The organism is Stenotrophomonas sp. MMGLT7 (assembly GCF_021168555.1).
Lineage (GTDB): Bacteria > Pseudomonadota > Gammaproteobacteria > Xanthomonadales > Xanthomonadaceae > MMGLT7.
The window spans coordinates 322096-342326 of the sequence record NZ_JAJOZS010000001.1 but is presented as its reverse complement, the minus strand read 5'-3'; the positions used below and the strand labels follow the sequence as shown (position 1 = coordinate 342326).

The 20231-nt window shown below is 70.9% G+C and carries 18 protein-coding genes and 1 pseudogene; 12 read left to right on the top strand and 7 right to left on the bottom strand.

All coding sequences use genetic code 11. The features are described from left to right. The first annotated feature begins 35 nt into the window (after nt 1-35). Nucleotides 36-329: a DUF2388 domain-containing protein gene (locus tag LRX76_RS01655; RefSeq protein ID WP_231801774.1), complete on the top strand. Its 294-nt coding sequence runs from the start codon at nt 36-38 to the stop codon at nt 327-329. Continuing rightward, nucleotides 329-2173, top strand: a complete 1845-nt coding sequence (locus tag LRX76_RS01650; RefSeq protein WP_231801152.1) for a DUF4105 domain-containing protein — start codon at nt 329-331, stop codon at nt 2171-2173. The genes LRX76_RS01655 and LRX76_RS01650 overlap by 1 nt, the downstream gene beginning before the upstream one ends. Nucleotides 2174-2271: 98 nt before the next feature. Here the strand turns inward: LRX76_RS01650 and yeiP are convergent, their stop codons facing one another. The 5 genes and pseudogenes from yeiP to LRX76_RS01625 all read right to left on the bottom strand — a co-directional run bounded on the left by yeiP (nt 2272) and on the right by LRX76_RS01625 (nt 6098). Further along, complete coding sequence (yeiP, locus tag LRX76_RS01645; protein ID WP_231801150.1) at nt 2272-2838, bottom strand: elongation factor P-like protein YeiP; 567 nt, start codon at nt 2836-2838, stop codon at nt 2272-2274. A 93-nt stretch (nt 2839-2931) separates the two neighbouring features. Then, nucleotides 2932-3702, bottom strand: a complete 771-nt coding sequence (locus LRX76_RS01640) for an SDR family NAD(P)-dependent oxidoreductase (protein ID WP_231801145.1) — start codon at nt 3700-3702, stop codon at nt 2932-2934. A 174-nt stretch (nt 3703-3876) separates the two neighbouring features. Next, nucleotides 3877-4770 carry a hydroxymethylglutaryl-CoA lyase gene (locus tag LRX76_RS01635; protein WP_231801137.1) on the bottom strand — a complete coding sequence of 298 codons (894 nt, stop codon included), beginning with the start codon at nt 4768-4770 and terminating at the stop codon, nt 3877-3879. A 140-nt stretch (nt 4771-4910) separates the two neighbouring features. Then, nucleotides 4911-5304, bottom strand: a pseudogene (locus tag LRX76_RS01630) (VOC family protein). Between the two features lie 5 nt (nt 5305-5309). Beyond that, on the bottom strand, nt 5310-6098 hold the full coding sequence (locus tag LRX76_RS01625) for an enoyl-CoA hydratase-related protein (protein ID WP_231801135.1): 789 nt from the start codon (nt 6096-6098) through the stop codon (nt 5310-5312). A 111-nt stretch (nt 6099-6209) separates the two neighbouring features. On the opposite strand from LRX76_RS01625, the gene LRX76_RS01620 reads away from it, so the two are divergent. The 9 genes from LRX76_RS01620 (at nt 6210) to recJ (ending at nt 17302) form a co-directional block, all read left to right on the top strand. Then, a complete protein-coding gene (locus LRX76_RS01620) occupies nt 6210-6461 on the top strand; it encodes a FeoA family protein (RefSeq protein WP_231801133.1) in 252 nt (83 codons plus the stop codon). Then, complete coding sequence (locus LRX76_RS01615) at nt 6458-8329, top strand: ferrous iron transporter B (RefSeq protein WP_231801131.1); 1872 nt, start codon at nt 6458-6460, stop codon at nt 8327-8329. The genes LRX76_RS01620 and LRX76_RS01615 overlap by 4 nt, the downstream gene beginning before the upstream one ends. Nucleotides 8330-8332: 3 nt before the next feature. Then, nucleotides 8333-8578: a DUF6587 family protein gene (locus LRX76_RS01610; protein WP_231801130.1), complete on the top strand. Its 246-nt coding sequence runs from the start codon at nt 8333-8335 to the stop codon at nt 8576-8578. Nucleotides 8579-8833: 255 nt separating this feature from the next. Further along, nucleotides 8834-9550 carry a 4-hydroxy-tetrahydrodipicolinate reductase gene (gene dapB, locus LRX76_RS01605; protein ID WP_231801128.1) on the top strand — a complete coding sequence of 239 codons (717 nt, stop codon included), beginning with the start codon at nt 8834-8836 and terminating at the stop codon, nt 9548-9550. 189 nt (nt 9551-9739) lie between these two features. After that, complete coding sequence (gene carA, locus LRX76_RS01600; protein ID WP_231801114.1) at nt 9740-10861, top strand: glutamine-hydrolyzing carbamoyl-phosphate synthase small subunit; 1122 nt, start codon at nt 9740-9742, stop codon at nt 10859-10861. Between the two features lies 1 nt (nt 10862). Beyond that, entirely contained in the window at nt 10863-14105 is a 3243-nt protein-coding gene (gene carB, locus LRX76_RS01595) for a carbamoyl-phosphate synthase large subunit (protein WP_231801112.1), read from the top strand. Beyond that, nucleotides 14102-14578, top strand: a complete 477-nt coding sequence (gene greA / locus LRX76_RS01590) for a transcription elongation factor GreA (protein ID WP_231801106.1) — start codon at nt 14102-14104, stop codon at nt 14576-14578. The genes carB and greA overlap by 4 nt, the downstream gene beginning before the upstream one ends. Before the next feature lie 6 nt (nt 14579-14584). Then, nucleotides 14585-15505, top strand: a complete 921-nt coding sequence (locus LRX76_RS01585; protein WP_231801105.1) for a phosphoglycerate mutase — start codon at nt 14585-14587, stop codon at nt 15503-15505. A gap of 24 nt (nt 15506-15529) precedes the next feature. Then, complete coding sequence (gene recJ, locus LRX76_RS01580) at nt 15530-17302, top strand: single-stranded-DNA-specific exonuclease RecJ (RefSeq protein ID WP_231801104.1); 1773 nt, start codon at nt 15530-15532, stop codon at nt 17300-17302. A gap of 48 nt (nt 17303-17350) precedes the next feature. On the opposite strand, the gene LRX76_RS01575 is transcribed toward recJ, so the two are convergent. Both LRX76_RS01575 and LRX76_RS01570 read right to left on the bottom strand, forming a co-directional pair. Continuing rightward, nucleotides 17351-17710: a 5-carboxymethyl-2-hydroxymuconate Delta-isomerase gene (locus LRX76_RS01575; protein ID WP_231801099.1), complete on the bottom strand. Its 360-nt coding sequence runs from the start codon at nt 17708-17710 to the stop codon at nt 17351-17353. A 269-nt stretch (nt 17711-17979) separates the two neighbouring features. Next, on the bottom strand, nt 17980-19167 hold the full coding sequence (locus LRX76_RS01570) for an acyltransferase family protein (RefSeq protein ID WP_231801098.1): 1188 nt from the start codon (nt 19165-19167) through the stop codon (nt 17980-17982). Nucleotides 19168-19323: 156 nt separating this feature from the next. Here LRX76_RS01570 and LRX76_RS01565 point away from each other — a divergent pair, with 156 nt between their 5' ends. Then, nucleotides 19324-20190 carry a LytTR family DNA-binding domain-containing protein gene (locus LRX76_RS01565; RefSeq protein ID WP_231801097.1) on the top strand — a complete coding sequence of 289 codons (867 nt, stop codon included), beginning with the start codon at nt 19324-19326 and terminating at the stop codon, nt 20188-20190. The last annotated feature ends 41 nt before the right edge of the window (nt 20191-20231 follow it).

Below are 20231 nucleotides of genomic sequence, written 5' to 3'. Positions count from 1 at the left end.
TCCCGTCCGGAGTCCATGAAGTGAAAAAGCATCCGCTGCTGTTGTGTTTCCTGCTGGCCGTATCGGCTCCCGTGTCCGTGTTCGCCTCCAGCTTCGCGGGTACCTCGGCCGGGGCCAGTTCGGCCGGCAGCTCGGCGTCCTCGGACAGCACTTCCGGCGACGACAAGGTGGTGATGGCCGCGCGCAGCGATGCGGCCGGCTTCGTCGCCAGCGACGGCCGCCTGCGCGGTGCCCAGCTGGAGGCGGCGCTGCGGCTGCTGCGCGAGCGCGATGTCGCCGCCCGCGACGCCAGCGACCTGGAACTGGCGCAGGCCATCCTCGCGCGCTGATGCACGCTCCCCGGTCGCCGCGTGCGCGGTGGCTGCCCGCCGGACTGCTGGCCGGGCTTTTCGCGCTGGGCGGGGCCGATGCCACCGAGTTCCGCATCGACCCGCACGGCCTATCGCCGCAGCAGGTGCAGGCCACCCGCGAACTGCTGCAGGCTTCGCTCGACCTGCTGCCGCCGTACTGGCGGCAGTCGCTGCCGCAGCGGCTCGACGTGCAGTGGCGCGACGACCTGCGCGAGCAGGTGCAGGCGCGGGCACTGAGCCGCGGCATCGTGCTCGACCGCGACCTGCTGCAGCGCTGGAGCGCCGGCGATCGCAGTCCCGGCGGCGACGGCCGCGTGCCGCTGGCGGCCGTCGTCCACGAGCTGGCGCACTTCCACGACCGCTCGCCGCGGGGCGGGCTGTCGCGCGATCCGCGCCTGCTCGACCAGGCCGGATGGCTGCGCGGGCGCTGGCACCGGGCCGGCGCCAACACCCTGAGCGACCGCAGCCCCGACGACTACGAGCGGCACAGCTCGGCCGAGTTCGTCGCGGTCAACCTCGAGTACTTCGTGCTCGACCCGCAGTACCGTTGCCGGCGGCCGCAACTGCATGGCTACTTCGCCGCTCATTTCGGCATGCCCGGACAGAGCGGCGGATGCCCGGCCACGCTGCCGTTCGTCCAGGCCGGCAGCCGCGACGGCGAGGCGCTGCTGCAGCTCGATCCCGAGCGCATCTACGCGGTGGACTACCTGCTGGCCGAGCCCAACCGCCGGCCGATGAGCCGCTGGGGCCACAGCATGCTGCGGCTGGTGATCTGCGCGCCGGGCCGCCCGCGCGGGCCGGACTGCCGGCTGGACCTGAGCGAGCACCGGGTGATCTCGTTCCGCGCCTTCGTCGACGACGTGCAGGTCTCCAGCTGGCGCGGCCTGACCGGGGACTACCCGTCGCGGCTGTACGTGCTGCCGCTGCAGCAGGTGGTGGACGAGTACACCCGGGTCGAGCTGCGCGGGCTGCGCTCGCTGCCGCTGCGGCTGGACCGCGGCGAGATCGCCGCCATCGCCCGGCGCGCGGCGCAGCTGCACTGGAGCTACGACGGCCGCTACTACTTCCTCGGCAACAACTGCGCGCTGGAGACCTGGCGGCTGCTGCACGACGCCTCGCCGCGGCTGGCGGCGCTGCCGCTGGCCAGCATCCGCCCCAACGTCCTGGCGCGGCGGCTGCAGCGCGCCGGCGTCGCCGATGCCTCGGTGCTCGACGATGCCGCGCAGGCGCGGCGGCTGGGCTACCGCTTCGACTCGGCCAGCGACGACTACCAGGCGATGTTCGAGGTGGTCCGCGCCGCGTTGCCGGTGCGGCAGGGCGATGCCGAGCAATGGCTGGCCTCGCCGCCGGCGCGGCGCGGGCAATGGATCGAGCGCGCCGACCTGCGCGCCGCCGCGGCCATGCTGCTGCTGGAGCAGGCGGCCTGGCAGAAGCAGCAGGCGCGCATGCGCGAGACGCTCAAGCGGCGCCTGCTGCGTGCCGGTGGCGATACGGATGCGGTGGCGGCGGAATTCCGCGCGTTGCTGCAGCAGGAAGGAATGCTGGCGCAGCCGGCGGCGCTGCTGCAGGCTGCCGGCTATGGCCTGCCGCAGCCGGCCGAACTGGCTTCGCGGGAGACCGCGATGCGCGCGCAGCAGGTCCGCGATGGCTGGCGTTCGCTGCGTGGGCAGGCGGAGGAACTGCTGCCCGGGACGGAGCGCGCGACGCTGGCCGGCATCGACGGCAACCTGGAGGCGATCGGCCAGCGCCTGCGCCGGCTGCACACCGAATCCGGTGGACTGGAACTGCCACGCGACCCGAGCGACCCGCAGGGGCGACCGTAGGAGCGACTTCAGTCGCGTTGGGGCATTACCGACAAATGCCCCATCGCGACTGAAGTCGCTCCTACGGTGTTACTACAGGCCTTCCGGCGGGACGCGCCTCAGTCGGCGCGGCCGGCGAATTCGCCGGTGACGGTGTTGACCAGCACGCGCTCGCCGGTGCCGATGTACTCGGGCACCATGATCTCGATGCCGGTGCTGAGCTTGGCCGGCTTGGGGCGCTTGGTGGCGGTGCCGCCCTTCAGCTCCGGCGGGGTCTCGACCACTTCCAGCGCCACGCTCTGCGGCAGCTGCACCGCCACCGGCTGGTCGTCGATCACCTGCACGTAGAGGCCCGACAGGCCATCGGTGATGTAGCCGGCATCGTCGCCGACCACGTCGGCATCGAGCGTGTACGGGGTGTAGTCCTCGTCGTCCATGAACACGAACGCCTCGCCGTCCTTGTAGGAGAACGTGGCCTGGCGCCGCAGCAGCTCGACCTCGGGCAGGTTGTCGTCGGCGTCGAAGCTGGCATCGAGCTTGTTGCCGCCCGGCACGCTGTACATGATGAAGCGGAAGCGGACGTTGCCGCCGCGGCCCTGCGGCGAGCTGCGCTCGATGTCGCGGATCTGGTAGACGCCGTTGTTGTACTCGACGACGTTGCCCTTCTTGATGTCGCTGGCTTTCATAGGGATTCGGGATTGGGGATTGGTGAAAGGCGGGGCAGGGAGCGGGACGGGCCTCGCTGTTGCGAATCCCCAATCCCGACTCCCCAATCCCGGCTACTTGGGCTCCAGCCGCACCGCGCCGTCCAGCCGGATGGTCTCGCCGTTGAGGTAGCGGTTGCGCAGGATGAAGGCGACGGTGTCGGCGAATTCCTCCGGCCGGCCCAGCCGCGAGGGGAACGGGATCGAGGCGCCGAGCGATTGCTGCACGGCCTCGGTCATGCCATCGACCATCGGCGTCCAGAACACGCCCGGGGCGATGGTCATCACGCGGATGCCGAAGCGCGCCAGCTCGCGCGCCATCGGCAGGGTCATGCCGACCACGCCGCCCTTGGATGCCGAGTACGCGGCCTGGCCGATCTGGCCCTCGTAGGCGGCCACCGAGGCGGTGTTGACGATCACCCCGCGCTCGCCGTCCTCGCCCGGCGCGTTGTGCTGCATCCGTTCGGCCGCGGCCTTGGCCACGTTGAAGCTGCCGACCAGGTTGACCAGCACGGTGCCGCGGAAGGTGGCCAGCGGCATCGGGCCCTGCTTGCCGAGCACGCGGCCGGCACCGAGGATGCCGGCGCAGTTGATCGCCGCGTCGAGCCCGCCGAGGAATTCGTGCGCCGCGGCGATGCTGGCGGCCACGCCTTCTTCGTCGGTGACGTCGGTACGCAGGTAGAGGGCGTTGTCGCGGCCGAGCTCGGCGATGGCGGCCGCGCCCTTGTCGTCGTTGACGTCGAACAGGGCGACCTTGCCGCCGTGTGCGACCAGGTGCCGCGCCACCGCCAGGCCCAGGCCGGAAACGCCGCCGGTCACCACCGCGCGGGTATGCGAAAGCTCCATTGCCCACCTCCCGGTAAAGGGCGCGATTCTAACCGATCGACTGCGCCGGGCCGGCGGCGGGCCGCGCTGGCGAAGCGCGGCATGGCGCGTCGCGGGCCGGCTCACGCGCTGCCGACGCGCGCAAGCATCCACGGTCATGGGGCGCCGGCCGGACGGGGCCGACCTGCGGTGGCGTCACGCCGGGCCCAGCGCCTTGCCGGCGCGGCTGCCGGTGTCGCGGCCGAGCAGCGCGGCCAGCCAGCGGCCGGTGGCGGCGAGCGCGCCGAGGTCGATGCCGGTATCCATGCCCATGCCGTGCAGCATGTACACCACGTCCTCGCTGGCGACGTTGCCGCTGGCGCCCTTCGCGTACGGGCAGCCGCCGGTGCCGGCGACGGCGGCATCCACCACCCGCACGCCTGCTTCCAGGCAGGCGAGGATGTTGGCCAGCGCCTGGCCGTAGGTATCGTGGAAATGCACCGCCAGCGCCTGCACCGGCACTTCCTGCGCCACCGCCCGCAGCATCGCGCGGGCCTTGCCGGGCGTGCCCACGCCGATGGTGTCGCCCAGCGACACCTCGTAGCAGCCCAGCGCGTGCAGCCGGCCGGCGACGCGGACCACGTCGGCGATCGGCACCTCGCCCTGGTACGGGCAGCCGAGCACGGTGGAGACGTAGCCGCGCACGCGCACGCCGTCGGCGGCCGCCAGCGCCAGCACCGGCCGGAAGCGCTCGATCGACTCGTCGATGCCGGCATGGATGTTGGCGCGGTTGAACGCCTCCGAGGCGGCGGTGAACACCGCGACCTCGGTGGCCCCGGCGGCGCGTGCGCGCCGGTAGCCCTGCTCGTTGGGCACGAGCACCGGGTAGGCGATGCCGGGCGCGCGCTCGATGCCGGCCATCACCGCGGCGGCGTCGGCCAGCTGCGGCACCCAGCGCGGACTGACGAAGCTGGTGGCCTCGATGCTGCGCAGGCCGGTACGCGATAGCCGGTCGACCAGCGCGATCTTGTCCGCGGTGGCGACCTGCCGCGTCTCGTTCTGCAGGCCATCGCGCGGCGCCACCTCGACCAGCCTCACCGAGTCAGCCATGGCGGCGTTCTCCCTTGTCGTTCCCGCACGTGGTCATGTCCTCGCAAGGGGGCAGGGATGGCGCGCGGAGCGCCGCCATGCTTCGGGGCCGGTCGCCACCCCTGCGCGAGTGGCATGCGGGCAGGGCCATCGCCTCCGCTTCAGGCCGGCCGATGGCAGACCGCCTCGATGTTGTTGCCGTCCGGATCGAGCACGAAGGCGGCGTAGTAGCCGGCGTGAGTAGTGCGGCCTCGGTCCCGGCGCGCCGTTGTCGCGGCCGCCGGCGGCCAGGGCGGCGCGGTGGAAGGCATCGACCTGGGCGCGCGAGTCCGCGGCGAAGGCGACGTGGGTACGGCCGCCGCGCCCGCCGTCCTGGCCGGAACCGATCCAGAAGTACGGCTTGCCGTCGTTGCCGAAGCCGGCGTGGTCGCCGCTGCCGGTCTGCCCGGCGCCGACCTCCATCACCACCTCGATCCCCAGCGGCGCCAGTGCGGCCTTGAAGAACGCCAGGCTGTGGCCGAAATGCGTACATTGGAATCCGACATGGTCGAGCATTGATCTCACTCCCTGGCCGCCCATGCGGGCGGGCGTTTGTCGAGGAAGGCCGACAGGCCTTCGCGGCCCTCGGCGGAGGCGCGCAGGTGGGCGATCAGCGCGGCGTTGTCGCGGTCCTGCGCGTGGCCATCGCCGCCTGCGGCGGTCTTGCGGACCAGCGCCTTGGCCATGGCGGCTGCCTGCGGTGCGACCGCGAGCAGCAGTTCCACCTGCCGCGCGACGGCCAGGTCCAGCTGGCTGGCCGGCACTTCCTGGTGCACCAGGCCGATCTGCAGCGCGGTGCCGGCATCGAAGGGCTCGGCGGTGGCGAACCAGCGCCGCGCCTGGCGCGCGCCGATCGCCGCCACCACGTAGGGCGAGATCACCGCCGGCAGCAGCCCCAGCCGGCTCTCGCTGAGGCCGAAGCGCGCCTGCGGCGAGGCGATGGCGATGTCGCAGCACGCCACCAGCCCGACGCCGCCGCCGAAGGCCGCGCCGTGGACGCGGGCGATGGTGGGGCGGGGCAGTTCGTCCAGGGTGCGCATCAGCCGCGCCAGCGCCAGTGCGTCGGCCAGGTTCTCGTGCTCGCCGGCATCGGCCATGGCCCGCATCCGCTGCAGGTCCGCGCCGGCACAGAACGAGGCGCCGGCGCCCGCCAGTACCACCGCGCGGATGCCGTCGTCGCCGCCGGCATCGAGCAGCGCCCGGGTCAGCGCCTCGATCAGCGTCGGGTCGAGGGCGTTGTGCAGGACGGGCCGGTTCAGCCGCAGCGTCAGCACCGGGCCATCGCGTTCCAGCAGCAGCGGGTCGCTCATCGGCACTCCCCCAACGTGAATCGCTCGATTCTAGCCGGCCCGGCGTGCGCCGCCATGACGCATTGCCGCGATGCTAGAATTGATAACCATTCTTGATGGATAGAGTCGTCCGTGACGTTGTCCGAATTGCCTCTGCGCCGTATCGCCACCGTCGAGTCCGTTCAGGATCTCCAGCCCAACGATGTCATCGCCCGCCGCCTGCGCGAGCTGGGTTTCGTCGACGGCGAACAGGTGCAGGTGCTGGCATTCGGGCCGGTCGGGCGCGAACCGCTGCTGGTGCAGGTGGGCTTCACCCGCTTCGCGCTGCGGCGCAGCGAGGCCGCCCGCATCCGCATCCGCGAAGCGGCGGGGGCGGCGGCATGAGCGGCGCTCCCCTGCGCCTGGCGCTGGTCGGCAATCCCAACTGCGGCAAGACCGCGCTGTTCAACCAGCTCACCGGCAGCCGCCAGAAGGTGGCCAACTACAGCGGCGTGACCGTGGAGCGCAAGGAGGGCCGGTTCCGCGCCCCGTCCGGGCGCGAGTTCGTGGTGCTGGACCTGCCGGGCGCCTACAGCCTGCAGCCGGCCAGCCTTGACGAGGCCATCACCCGCGACCTGTGCCGCGGTTTCTACCCGGGCGAATCGGCGCCCGACGTACTGGTGTGCGTGGTCGATGCCACCAACCTGCGCCTGCACCTGCGCTTCGCGCTGGAGCTGCGCGGGCTGGGCCGGCCGATGGTGGTGGTGCTGAACATGGTCGATGCCGCGCAGCGGCGCGGCATCCGCATCGACCGCGCCGCGCTGGAGCGCGAGCTGGGCGTGCCGGTGGTGGAGACCGTGGCGGTCCGCCGCAACGGCGCGGCCGACCTGGTCGAGTACCTCGACGCACGCGGACCGGGCCTGGCCGGCCCGGCGCCGGCGGGCGAACCTGCGCCGGAGCCGGCCGCGGCCGGCGCACTGCATGCGCAGGTGAACGCGATCCTCGATGCGGCGGTGGTCATGCCGAGTCGCACCTCGCGGCTGGACGACACCCTGGACCGCTGGCTGCTGCACCCGCTGTTCGGGTTGCTGGCGCTGGCGGTGGTGATGTTCCTGATCTTCCAGGCGGTCTACGCCTGGGCCACGCCGCTGATGGACATGATCGACGCCGGCACCTCGATGCTGGGCGAGTGGGTCGGCGGGGCGCTGCCGGAAGGTCCGCTCAACAGCCTGCTGGTGGACGGCATCATCGCCGGCGTCGGCGGCGTGATCATCTTCCTGCCGCAGATCCTGATCCTGTTCGCCTTCATCCTGGCGCTGGAGGAGTCCGGCTATCTGCCGCGCGCCGCGTTCCTGCTCGATCGCATGATGGCCTCGGCCGGCCTGTCCGGGCGCTCGTTCATCCCGCTGCTGTCCAGCTTCGCCTGCGCGGTGCCGGGGATCATGTCCACCCGCAGCATCCAGGACCCGCGCGACCGCCTGGCGACGATCCTGGTGGCGCCGCTGATGACCTGCTCGGCGCGGCTGCCGGTGTACGCGCTGCTGATCGGCGCGTTCGTGCCGCAGCGCACCGTCGGCGGCATCTTCAACCAGCAGGGCCTGGTGCTGTTCGGCCTGTACGTGGCGGCGATCGCCAGCGCGCTGCTGGTGTCGTGGACGATGAAGCGCTGGCGCCGCGACAAGGGCGAGCACCCGCTGATGCTGGAACTGCCGTCCTACCGCCTGCCGCATCCGCGCGACCTGGCGCTGGGGCTGTGGGAGCGCGGCATGATCTTCCTCAAGCGCGTCGGCGGCATCATCCTGGCGCTGACCATCCTGCTGTGGTTCCTGCTGTCGTTCCCCGGCGCGCCGGAGAACGCGACCCTGCCGGCGATCGACTACAGCTTCGCCGGCCGCATCGGCCACGCGATGGCGGTGTTCTTCGCGCCGCTGGGCTTCAACTGGCAGATCTGCATCGCGCTGATCCCGGGCATGGCCGCGCGCGAGGTGGCGGTGTCCTCGCTGGCCACGGTATACGCGCTGTCGGCGGCCGACGACGATGCCGCCGCGCAGGCGCTGTCGCCGCTGATCGCGCAGGACTGGAGCCTGGCGACCGCGCTGTCGCTGCTGGTCTGGTACATCTACGCGCCGATGTGCGTATCGACGCTGGCGACGATCAAGCGCGAGACCAATTCCTGGAAGCAGATGGGCTACGCCGCGTTCTACCTGTTCGCGATGGCCTACCTGGCCTCGCTGGCGACCTACCAGGTCGCCGTGCTGCTGGGAGCGGGGTGAGCCATGTCGCTGACACTGCAGTACGTGCTGATCGCGATGTTGGTGCTGGCCAGTGCCTGGGTGGTGCTGAAGAAGCAGTTTCCCGGCACCACCCGGCGCGTGCGCACGGCGCTGGCGCTGCCGCTGCTGCGGCCCGGCCGGGCGCCCTGGCTGCAGGCGCTGGGCCGCCGGCTGGCACCGCCGCCGCAATCCGGCGGCGGCTGTGGCGGCTGCGACAGCTGCGGCCCGGGGGAAGGGCGCAAGCACTGACAGCGGGTCGCGGAACCCCGGGGCGACCGTGCAGGAGCACCCTGTAGGAGCGACTTCAGTCGCCATGGGGCCTCACCGGTAAAGCCCCATCGCGACTGAAGTCGCTCCTACGCCGCTCCTACGTCGCTCCTGCACGCGATCGCGGGCGGGATCGGCATTCGGTGGGGCCGGAACCGGGCACTGCCCGCACACCCCGCTTTCGCGGCGGATCGGGTACCTTGTCGGCCCGTTCCGTAGATCGCTGGGCTGCCGCGCATGAACACCTCTCCCCTCAAGCTGCTGATCCATGGTGCTTCCGGCCGCATGGGCCGGGCGTTGCTGCGGCTGGCCGCGGAGGACGAGGCGACCACCGTGGTCGCGGCGGTGGTGCGGCGCTCGCCGGCGCAGCGCGTGCTCGACGAGGTGCCGTACTTCGCCTCCAGCGAACTGGCCGGGGTGCCGGCGTTCGACGTGGCGATCGACTTCAGCCTGCCCGAGGGCTTCGATCCGCTGCTGGCGCTGTGCGTGGAGCGGGCGGTGCCGCTGGTCTCCGGCACCACCGGGCTCGGCGACGGCCAGCGCGCGGCGCTGGATGCCGCCGCGGCGCGCATTGCGCTGGTGTGGGCCTCCAACTTCAGCCTCGGCGTGGCGGTGCTCACCGACCTGGTGGAGCGCGCGGCCGGCACCTTGCCGGGCTGGGACTGCGACATCGTCGAATCCCACCACATCCACAAGAAGGACGCGCCCTCGGGCACGGCGCTGACGCTGGGCGAGGCCGCCACCGGCAGCGGCGCGCAGCCGCGCTACGCCAGCCTGCGCGCCGGCGACATCGTCGGCGAGCACCTGGTGCAGTTCACCGGCATCGGCGAGCGCATCGAGCTGGTGCACCGTGCGACCAACCGCGACATCTTCGCCCGCGGCGCCCTGCATTCGGCCAAGCGGCTGCGCGGCAAGGCGCCGGGCCACTACCGGGTGCGCGACCTGATCGGCTGAGCGGGCCGGGCGGATCGGGCGACTGAATGCGGGTCGCCCGGAGGCTGGCGCGTCCCGCCCCTCGTCGGTACAATTCCCGCTCGCCTGTTACCCATCGCCACGGACCGGAGAAGCGCCGCGTCCGCGGTTTCTTGCAGCCGCAAGCTTGCTGGGACAGGGTTCCAATCCATCCCCCAAGGCGAACCTTTCGTGACCCAACCCGCAATCCTTGTCCTCGAAGACGGCACCGTGTTCGAGGGTGAATCCGTAGGCGCCAGCGGCCTGTCCGTCGGCGAAGTGGTGTTCAACACCGCCATGACCGGCTACCAGGAGATCGTGACCGATCCGTCCTATGCCCGGCAGATGGTCACGCTGACCTATCCGCACATCGGCAACACCGGCTGCACCGAGCAGGACGACGAGGCCCGCAAGGTGTGGTCGGCCGGCCTGATCGTGCGCGACGTGCCGCGCCGGCCGAGCAACTGGCGCAGCCAGGTGTCGCTGCCGGACTGGCTGCTGGCGCGCGGCGTGGTCGCCATCGCCGGCATCGACACCCGCAAGCTGACGCGCCTGCTGCGCGAGCGCGGCGCCCAGAACGGTGCGCTGATGGCCGGCGAGGTCGATGTCGACAAGGCGCTGGAGGCGGCGCGCAAGTTCCCCGGCCTGAAGGGCATGGACCTGGCCAAGGTGGTCAGCACCGATCGCGCCTACCCGTGGCACGAGGGCGAGCTGGACCTCGATACCGGCAGGTTCGTGCAGGCCGCGCCGAAGTACCGGGTGGTTGCGTATGACTACGGGGTCAAGCTCAACATCCTGCGCATGCTGGCCGAGCGCGGCTGCGACATCACCGTGGTGCCGGCGCAGACCCCGGCCGCCGAGGTGCTGGCGATGAACCCGGACGGCGTGTTCCTGTCCAACGGCCCGGGCGACCCGGAGCCGTGCGACTACGCCATTGCCGCGATCAGGGAATTCATCGCCCGCAAGCTCCCCACCTTCGGCATCTGCCTGGGCCACCAGCTGCTGGCGCTGGCCGCCGGCGCCGCCACCACCAAGATGGTCAACGGCCACCATGGCGCCAACCACCCGGTGCAGGACCTGGACAGCGGCCGGGTGATGATCACCTCGCAGAACCACGGTTTCGCCGTGGACGAATCGACGCTGCCGGGCAACGTGCGGGTCACCCACCGCTCGCTGTTCGACGGCACCAACCAGGGCATCGAACTGACCGACGCCCCCGCCTTCAGCTTCCAGGGCCACCCGGAAGCCTCGCCTGGACCGCACGATGTCGCACCGCTGTTCGACCGTTTCGTCGCGCTGATGGAGAACAACTGAGATGCCAAAGCGCACTGACATCAAGACCGTCCTGATCATCGGCGCCGGCCCGATCGTCATCGGCCAGGCCTGCGAGTTCGACTACTCCGGCGCCCAGGCCTGCAAGGCGCTGCGCGAGGAGGGCTACCGCGTGGTGCTGGTGAACTCCAACCCGGCCACGATCATGACCGACCCGAACATGGCCGACGCGGTGTACATCGAGCCGATCAACTGGCAGACGGTCGAGAAGATCATCGCCAAGGAGAAGCCCGACGCGCTGTTGCCGACCATGGGCGGGCAGACCGCGCTGAACTGCGCGCTGGACCTGGCCGACAACGGCGTGCTGGAAAAGCACGGCGTCGAGCTGATCGGCGCCAAGCGCGAGGCCATCCGCATGGCCGAGGACCGCGAGCTGTTCCGCGTGGCGATGGGCGAGATCGGGCTGGAATGCCCGAAGGCGCAGGTGGCGCGCAGCTTCGACGAGGCCGTGGCGATCCAGGCCGAGGTCGGCTACCCGACCATCATCCGTCCTTCCTTCACCCTCGGCGGCTCCGGCGGCGGCATCGCCTACAACCGCGAGGAGTTCGAGGAGATCATCAAGCGCGGCCTTGAGCTGTCGCCGGTGCACGAGGTACTGGTCGAGGAGTCGGTGCTGGGCTGGAAGGAGTTCGAGATGGAGGTGGTCCGCGACACCGCGGACAACTGCATCATCGTCTGTTCGATCGAGAACCTGGACCCGATGGGCGTGCATACCGGCGACTCGATCACCGTGGCCCCGGCGCAGACCCTGACCGACAAAGAATACCAGCGCCTGCGCGACGCCTCGATCGCGGTGCTGCGCAAGATCGGCGTGGATACCGGCGGTTCCAACGTGCAGTTCGGCATCAACCCGGCCAACGGCCGCGTGGTGGTGATCGAGATGAACCCGCGCGTGTCGCGTTCCTCGGCTCTGGCCTCCAAGGCCACCGGCTTCCCGATCGCCAAGGTCGCCGCCAAGCTGGCGGTGGGCTACACCCTGGACGAGCTGCGCAACGAGATCACCGGCGGCAAGACCCCGGCCTCGTTCGAGCCGGCGATCGACTACGTGGTCACCAAGATCCCGCGCTTCGCGTTCGAGAAGTTCCCGCAGGCCGACGCCCGCCTGACCACGCAGATGAAGTCGGTGGGCGAGGTGATGGCGATGGGCCGCACCTTCCAGGAATCCATGCACAAGGCGCTGCGCGGGCTGGAGACCGGCAAGGTCGGCTTCGACCCGACCGGGCTGGACCTGTCCAGCGCCGACGACCTGGCCACGCTCAAGCGCGAGCTCAAGGCGCCCGGTCCCGAGCGGCTGTTCTACGTGGGCGATGCGTTCCGCGCCGGGCTGAGCGTGGAGGACATCCACGCGCTGTCGTTCATCGACCCGTGGTTCCTCGACCAGATCGAGGAGATCATCCAGGCCGAGCAGCAGCTGGCCGCCGACGGCATCGATTCGCTCGACGCCGCACGCCTGCGCCGGCTCAAGCGCGCCGGCTTCTCCGATGCCCGGCTGGCGCAGCTGGCCGGCACCAACGAGGCCGCGGTGCGCGCGCTGCGCCGCGCCCACAAGGTGCGCCCGGTGTACAAGCGGGTGGATTCGTGCGCGGCCGAGTTCGCCACCGGCACCGCCTACCTGTACTCGACCTACGAGGACGAGTGCGAGGCCGCGCCGACCGGCCGCGACAAGATCATGATCCTCGGCGGCGGCCCCAACCGCATCGGCCAGGGCATCGAGTTCGACTACTGCTGCGTGCACGCTGCGCTCGCCCTGCGCGAGGACGGCTACGAGACCATCATGGTCAACTGCAACCCGGAGACCGTGTCCACCGACTACGACACCTCCGACCGCCTGTACTTCGAGCCGCTCACGCTCGAGGACGTGCTGGAGATCGTCGAGCTGGAGCAGCCCAAGGGTGTGATCGTGCAGTACGGCGGGCAGACCCCGCTCAAGCTCGCCCGTGCGCTGGAGGCCAACGGCGTGCCGGTGATCGGCACCTCGCCGGACTCGATCGACCTGGCCGAGGACCGCGAGCGTTTCCAGCAGCTGGTGGACGCGCTGGGCCTGAAGCAGCCGCCGAACCGCATCGCCCGCAACGCCGACGAGGCGCTGGTGCTGGCGCGCGAGATCGGCTACCCGCTGGTGGTGCGCCCGAGCTACGTGCTCGGCGGTCGCGCGATGGAGATCGTCTACGGCGAGGCCGACCTGGCGCGTTACGTGCGCGACGCGGTCAAGGTATCCAACGACTCGCCGGTGCTGCTGGACCGCTTCCTCGACAACGCGGTCGAGGTGGACGTGGACCTGATCGCCGACAAGGACGGCAACACCCTGATCGGCGGCGTGATGGAGCACATCGAGGAGGCCGGCGTGCACTCGGGCGATTCCTCGTGCTCGCTGCCGCCGTACTCGCTGTCGGCGGCCACCCAGGACGAGTTGCGCCGGCAGGTGGTCGAGCTGGCCAAGGCGCTGCACGTGGTCGGTCTGATGAACACCCAGTTCGCGATCCAGACCGACGACGACGGCAACGACACCGTCTACCTGCTGGAAGTGAACCCGCGCGCCTCGCGCACGGTACCGTTCGTGTCCAAGGCCACCGGCGTGGCGCTGGCCAAGATCGCCGCGCGCTGCATGGCCGGCAGCACGCTGGCCGAGCAGGGCGCCACCAAGGAAGTCGTGCCTGACTACTACTCGGTGAAGGAGGCGATCTTCCCGTTCGCCAAGTTCCAGGGCGTGGACCCGATCCTCGGCCCGGAGATGCGCTCCACCGGCGAGGTGATGGGCGTGGGCCGCTGCTTCAACGCCGCCTTCGCGCGCGCGCAGGAAGCCGGCGGGATCAAGGCGCCGCCGGTCGGCAAGGTGTTCCTGTCGGTGCGTGATCCGGACAAGAAGCGGGTGCTGCCGGTGGCGCAGCTGCTGGTCGAGCGCGGCTACGACCTGGTGGCCACCCGCGGTACCGCGGCCTGGCTGCAGCAGCACGGGCTGACGTGCGATGTGGTCAACAAGGTGGTCGAGGGCCGCCCGCACATCGTCGACCTGATCAAGAACGGCGAGATCGTCTACATCGTCAACACCACCGAGGGCCGCGCCGCGATCAACGACTCGTTCTCGATCCGGCGCGAGGCGCTGCAGCAGCGCGTCACCTACTCGACCACGGTCGCCGGCGCCCGCGCGCTGGTGCATTCACTCGAATTCCGCGGCAGCGGCCCGGTCTGGGCGCTGCAGGAACTGCACAAGGAGCTGCAATCATGAGAGCCCCCATCACCGCCAAGGGCGCACAGCGCCTGCGCGAGGAACTGGAACACCTGAAGTCGGTCAAGCGCCCGGAGATCATCACCGCGATCGCCGAGGCACGCGAGCACGGCGATCTCAAGGAGAACGCCGAGTACCACGCCGCGCGCGAGCAGCAGGGCTTCGTCGAAGGCCGCATCAAGCAGCTCGAGGGCGAGCTGTCGCATGCCGAGGTCATCGACATCTCCAAGCTCAACGCCGGCAGCAAGATCGTGTTCGGCGCCACCGTGGTGCTGGCCGACGTGGAAACCGACGAGGAGAAGAAGTACCAGATCGTCGGCGACCTGGAAGCGGACATCAAGCAGGGCCTGATCGCGGTGTCCTCGCCGGTGGCGCGCGCGCTGATCGGCAAGATGGAAGGCGACACCATCGCCATCGAGGCGCCCGGCGGCCACCGCGAGTACGAAGTCGTCAGCGTCGAATACCTCGACTGACCGGCGATGAGCGCCGCCACCCTGCTGCTGCCGGCACGCAAGCGGCTTGCCGGACAACGGCTGTCGCCCGCGGTGGCGAAGGCGCTGGGCCGTGCCGAGCGCGGCAGCACCGAGGCGGGGGAGCGGGCGCAGTTGCTGCGCCACTTCCAGCTGCTGCCGCGGCACTGGCCGGTGGCGGCGCTGACGCGCCAGCTCGATGCCGGCGACGCGGCCGGATCGGCGTGGGTACGCGCCGACCCGGCCTGCGTGGTGCCGGACATGCAGGGCGCGCGGTTGATGGGGTACGGATCGTCGCTGGACGTCGACGAGCACGACATCGCTGCGCTGCTGCCGGCGCTGAAGCCGCTGTTCGGCGATGCCGGGCTGCTGCTGGATGCGCCGGAGCCGTCGCGCTGGTACCTGCGCGCTGCGCCGGGGCTGGAGCTGCCCGAGTTCGTCGAGCCGGGCGAGGTGCTCGGCGCCGACCTGTTCGATCACCTGCCGCAGGGCGTCCCCGGACGCCGCTGGCGGGCGCTGCTGACCGAGGCGCAGGTGCTGCTGCACCAGCATCCCTGGAACCAGCAGCGGGCCGCGCGCGGCAAGCCGGCGATCAACTCGCTGTGGTTCTGGGGTGGTGGCGAACTGCCGCACGCGGTGACCTCGCAACATGCACAGGTGCGCAGCCGCGAACCGCTGCTGCGTGCGCTGGCGCTGGCCAGCGGCGCCGACGGCGACGGCACCCCGGCGGTCGATGCGCTGGTGGACCTGCGCCACCTGCGCTCGCTCGAACAGGTGGACGGCGAGGCGATAACGCCGCTGCTGGCGGCACTGGCGCGCGGCGAGCTGCAGCGGCTGGTGCTGGACTTCCAGGACGGTGCGCACTTCGTCATCGAGCGGCGCCAGCGCTGGCGCTTCTGGCGGCGCCCGCTGGCCGGCGTGGATGCATGACGTCGTGCCCATGACGCCAGATCCATGACCTCGGCCATCCGCATCACCCGTCGCCGTGCCTTGGCGCAGGGGCAGTGGCCGGACAGCGTGCCGCCGCTGCTGCGGCGCCTGTACGAACTGCGCGGCGCCACCTGCGTCGAGCAGGCGCAGCCGCGCCTGGCGCAACTGCTGGCACCGGCGCGGATGGGCAACATCGATGCCGCGGTGCGGCTGCTGGCCGAGGCGATCGCCGCGCAGCGGCGCATCCTGGTGGTCGGCGACTTCGACTGCGACGGCGCCACCGCGTGCGCGGTCGGCGTGCGCGGCCTGCGCATGCTCGGCGCCCGCCACGTGATGCATGCCGTGCCCAACCGCATGGTGCACGGCTACGGCCTGTCGCCGGCGCTGGTGGAGGAACTGGCCGCGCTGCAGCCCGAACTGCTGGTCACCGTGGACCACGGTATCGCCTGCCACGCCGGCGTCGCCGCCGCCAAGGCGCGGGGCTGGCAGGTGCTGGTGACCGACCACCACCTGCCGGGCGAGCACCTGCCCGCGGCCGACGCGATCGTCGATCCGAACCTGTCCGGCGACGGCTTCCCGAGCAAGGCGCTGGCCGGCGTCGGGGTGATCTTCTACGTGCTGCTGGCGCTGCGCGCGCGGCTCTATCCTTCCGGCCGTGCCCCGATCGCGTCGGCAGCGGGCCCTGATCGCGAGGCTCGGGGAGCGGCCATCCCCGAACGTCCCGACCTGACTTCGTTGCTGGACCTGGTGGCGGTCGGCACCGTGGCCGACCTGGTGCCGCTGGACGTCAACAACCGCGCCCTGGTCGCCGCCGGCATGCGCCGGCTGCAGCAGGGCCGCGGCTGCGCGGGACTGAACGCGTTGATCGAGGTCAGCGGACGCGACGCCTCGCGCCTGTGCGCCAGCGACATCGGCTTCGCGCTGGCGCCGCGGCTCAACGCCGCCGGGCGCCTGGAGGACATGGCGCTGGGCATCGAACTGCTGCTGTGCGACGAGCCGGGACGGGCACGCGAGATCGCCGCGCTGCTGGAGCAGATCAACGCCGAGCGTCGCGCGGTGCAGCAGGTCATGACCGACGAGGCCGAAGCCGCGGTCGCCCGGGCCATGCTCGCCGCCGACGGCCACGCGCCGCTGGTGGCCTGCCTGTTCGATGCGCAATGGCATCCGGGCGTGATCGGGCTGGTGGCCTCGAAGATGAAGGAGCGCCTGCACCGGCCGGTGCTGGCCTTCGCCCCGGCCGAACCCGGCAGCGAGCAGTTGCGCGGCTCGGCGCGCTCGATCGCCGGCTTCCACATCCGCGATGCGCTGGCGGCGGTGGATGCACGCTGTCCCGGGCTGATCGGCAAGTTCGGCGGCCATGCCATGGCCGCCGGCCTGAGCCTGCCGGCGGCGTCGCTGGAGGCGTTCCGCCAGGCGCTGCACGCGCACGCGGCGCAGGCGCTGGACGAGTCGCTGCTGCAGGCCGAACTGGCCAGCGACGGCGAGCTGTTGCCGGAGGAGTTCGACTTCGTCCACGCCGAGGCGCTGCGCCAGGCCGGTCCCTGGGGCCAGGGCTTTCCCGAGCCGCTGTTCGACGGCTGTTTCGAGGTCGCGCAGTGGCGCCTGCTCAAGGAGCGCCACCTGAAGCTGGTGCTGCGCTGCGCCGGGCGCAGCGAGCCGCTCAACGCCATCCACTTCAATGGCTGGAAAGGACGGGAACCGGCCGCGCGGCTGCGCATCGCCTATCGCCTGGTCAGCGACGACTACCGCGGAGGCGGGGCGATCCAGCTGATCGTGGAGCATTGCCAGGACGCGTGAGGGCCGCGCCGGGCGCGGCGGGTGGCGAGATGCCGGCGGCCGCCGGGGTCAGCCTCCGGCGCGTGCGTCCTTGCCGTAGCAGGCGCGGTCCATGTCGCGCAGTTCCACGCTGAACTGCACCCGCACCCCGGCCGGATACGCCTGTTCGCGCAGCACCTGCATCAGCGCGGCGCTGATGGACTGCTTGGCCTCGGGCGTGCGCCCGGACAGCAGGCAGACGGTCACGTGCACGAAGCCATGCGCGGACCGGTCCACGTCGGCGGTGCCGATCACCCAGTCCTGCAGCGCGTGCGCGCGCCCCTTGATGTCCAGCGGCGTCGCCACCTGCCCGGAGGCGAACAGCGCCTGGTTCAGCTGCCCCAGCGCCTGCGTCGCGTCGAAGCCGGGAAGGTTTGCGCTGTATTCCATGATCACGTGCGGCATGTCGGCCTCTCGTATTGCGGCGATTCGGGGCGGGGCGCGGTGATTCTACGCGCGGCCGCCGGCGCAGGAGCGTGCGCGGCGGGACGGCGATAGTGCGGTAGCGCCGTCGTCGCGGCCGCCGGGCTGGCGGAACATCCGCCGCTTGGGTATGCCGATGGGATCCCTGGCACACGCGGGTGGCTCGCGCACGGGAGCTGCCGCCTGGTCTGCGAGAGCGTGGCCGACGAGAACATCGTCCGGGTGCTGGCGCTGTTTCACGCGGCGCGCCGGTGGCCTCCTGCAGGGGCTTGAGCAATCGGCTTCAACCCGAACAGCGGCCGCAGCCAGCCGACGCGGCGGATCAGCTCGTAGGCGCCGAGGCACAGCGCATAGGTGGCGACGACCAGCGCAATGCCCTCGGGCAACGGCGGAATGGCCAACGGCTTCAGGTTGTGTGCCAGCACCACGATGACGGTCTGGTGGAGGATGTAGAGGGGGAACACCGCGAGCGTCAGGTAGCGCAGCAGCGGGCTGTCGGCATCGCGCCAGCGGTAGGCGAAGCCGAGGATGGCGGCGATCGCGCACCACTGGTCGGCCGCCCAGGCCGCGCGCAGCAGCATCCGCAATGCCTGCGGTGGCGGGTTGTGGTCGTCGTAGCCGGCGAAGTACCAGCAGAACACCAGCAGGCCGTAGCTCGCCGCGGCGATGCCCAGTGCGCTCCAGCGCAGGCGCTGCAGGGCTTGCCATGTCCCGGTGGCGAACGCCATCAGGAAGCCGATCAGGAACACCGGCAGGTACTGGGCATGGCTGTACCAGTCGTCCGTCAGCGCATGGGTCTGTTCGAAGCGCGAGACCAGCAGCAGCCGGGCGGCGGCAAGCAGCGCCACCGGGACCAGCAGTACCCGCCATCCCGACAGGGCGCTTTCGGCCATTTCCCGCAGCCGCGCCATCGCCGTGCCCGGGAGCAGCCGCCAGAGCAGCCATGTCAGCGCGGTATAGGTCCACAGGTAGGGCAGGAACCAGAGATGGTTCCAGGTGGGCAGGCGCAGGCAATCGCCGTCGCTGCCGCAGAAGCCGTGGTAGCCGCTCAGGTACTTCGCATAGAACGCGGCGTAGGATTCGAAGTAGCCGCCGGGGAGCTGCTCCACGACCTGGTAGTAGGACTGCGGAGGCACGACCACCGCCATGCCGAACAGCAGCGGCAACAGCAGCTGCCGCGAGCGTCGGCGGAAGAATCCCGTCGGGGCCTTGCCCAGCATGAAGGCGGTGGCCACGCCGGAGATCAGGAACAGCAGCGACATGCGCCAGGGACTGGTGAGCAGCATGAACGGTTCGAGCGCCGGGCCGGCATGCGGGCTTTTGACGTGGAAGTCCCAGGTCACGTAGTACATGCCGACGTGATAGAGGACCAGCAGGCAGAAGGCGATGACGCGGACCCAGTCGAGATCGTGGCGGCGTTGCATGACGCTGTTCCGTTGCGAGGATGGCCGTCAGCTTCTGCCGCGCTGATGACCCCGGCCAGCGCGAAGTGACCATTTGCGGGGCGCCTGGGACGAGCCGCGGGCAAGCGGGGACGAGCCGGGACGGGACGCGGCGGCCGGCGACGTAGAATGCGCCGGATGAGCCCGCCCAAGACGTCCGCCTACGAACGCATCCTGCCGTGGAAGCGCCAGATCGAGATCGGTTTCTGGGTCGTGTACCTGCTGTCGAACGCAACGATCAACAGCATCACGGTGGTCATGGACATCCGCCAGGCCGGCCTGCACTACGCCGATTGGGAGCCGGTGGTCTGGGAGTGGTCGAGCAGCCTGCTGTGGCTGGCGCTGATCTGGCCCATGGTCTGGTTCACCCGCCGCTTCCCGCTGCACTGGGACACCTGGCAGCGGCAACTGCCGCGCTACCTGTTGGCCAGCGTGGTTTTCTCGCTGGTACACGTCGCCGGAATGATTGGCCTGCGCATCCTGGCCTATCGTTGGATGGGCCGCGACTACGACTTCGGCGACTGGTGGGACACGTGGTCCTACGAGTACCTCAAGGACGCGCGCAGCTTCTTCGTGCTGGTCGTCTTCATCGAGGCCTGGCGGCTGCTGGTCCTGCGTTTGCAGGGCGAGGCCAGCATGCTCGACGTGCCCGACGAAGGCCCGCCGGTGCAGCCGATCGACCGCCCCGAGCGCTTCCTGGTGCGCAAGCTCGGCCGCGACTTCCTGGTCGCCACCACCGACATCGAGTGGATCCAGGCGGCGGGCAACTACGTCAACCTGCACGTGCGCGGGCACGACTACCCGCTGCGCAGCACCATGGCCGCGATCGAGGCGCGGCTGGACCCGGCGCGCTTCGTGCGGATCCATCGCAGCTACCTGGTGAACCTGGAACGGATCGCCTCGATCGAGCCGCTCGAAGGCGGCGAGGCGCGGGTACACCTGCGCGACGGCGCGCGCCTGCCGTGCAGCCGCAACTACCGCGCCCGGCTGAATGCCGTGGTCTGAAGCCGGCGAACCTACCCGCGATCGCACAGGCGTGGGATGCC

Excerpts from the sequence above, each read along its gene's own strand:
- LRX76_RS01650 (WP_231801152.1), top strand. The coding sequence starts at position 329 with ATGCACGCTCCCCGGTCGCCGCGTGCGCGGTGGCTGCCCGCCGGACTG.
- yeiP (WP_231801150.1), bottom strand. The coding sequence starts at position 2,838 with ATGAAAGCCAGCGACATCAAGAAGGGCAACGTCGTCGAGTACAACAAC.
- LRX76_RS01640 (WP_231801145.1), bottom strand. The coding sequence starts at position 3,702 with ATGGAGCTTTCGCATACCCGCGCGGTGGTGACCGGCGGCGTTTCCGGC.
- LRX76_RS01635 (WP_231801137.1), bottom strand. The coding sequence starts at position 4,770 with ATGGCTGACTCGGTGAGGCTGGTCGAGGTGGCGCCGCGCGATGGCCTG.
- LRX76_RS01625 (WP_231801135.1), bottom strand. The coding sequence starts at position 6,098 with ATGAGCGACCCGCTGCTGCTGGAACGCGATGGCCCGGTGCTGACGCTG.
- LRX76_RS01615 (WP_231801131.1), top strand. The coding sequence starts at position 6,458 with ATGAGCGGCGCTCCCCTGCGCCTGGCGCTGGTCGGCAATCCCAACTGC.
- LRX76_RS01610 (WP_231801130.1), top strand. The coding sequence starts at position 8,333 with ATGTCGCTGACACTGCAGTACGTGCTGATCGCGATGTTGGTGCTGGCC.
- dapB (WP_231801128.1), top strand. The coding sequence starts at position 8,834 with ATGAACACCTCTCCCCTCAAGCTGCTGATCCATGGTGCTTCCGGCCGC.
- carB (WP_231801112.1), top strand. The coding sequence starts at position 10,863 with ATGCCAAAGCGCACTGACATCAAGACCGTCCTGATCATCGGCGCCGGC.
- greA (WP_231801106.1), top strand. The coding sequence starts at position 14,102 with ATGAGAGCCCCCATCACCGCCAAGGGCGCACAGCGCCTGCGCGAGGAA.
- LRX76_RS01585 (WP_231801105.1), top strand. The coding sequence starts at position 14,585 with ATGAGCGCCGCCACCCTGCTGCTGCCGGCACGCAAGCGGCTTGCCGGA.
- recJ (WP_231801104.1), top strand. The coding sequence starts at position 15,530 with ATGACCTCGGCCATCCGCATCACCCGTCGCCGTGCCTTGGCGCAGGGG.
- LRX76_RS01575 (WP_231801099.1), bottom strand. The coding sequence starts at position 17,710 with ATGGAATACAGCGCAAACCTTCCCGGCTTCGACGCGACGCAGGCGCTG.
- LRX76_RS01570 (WP_231801098.1), bottom strand. The coding sequence starts at position 19,167 with ATGCAACGCCGCCACGATCTCGACTGGGTCCGCGTCATCGCCTTCTGC.
- LRX76_RS01565 (WP_231801097.1), top strand. The coding sequence starts at position 19,324 with ATGAGCCCGCCCAAGACGTCCGCCTACGAACGCATCCTGCCGTGGAAG.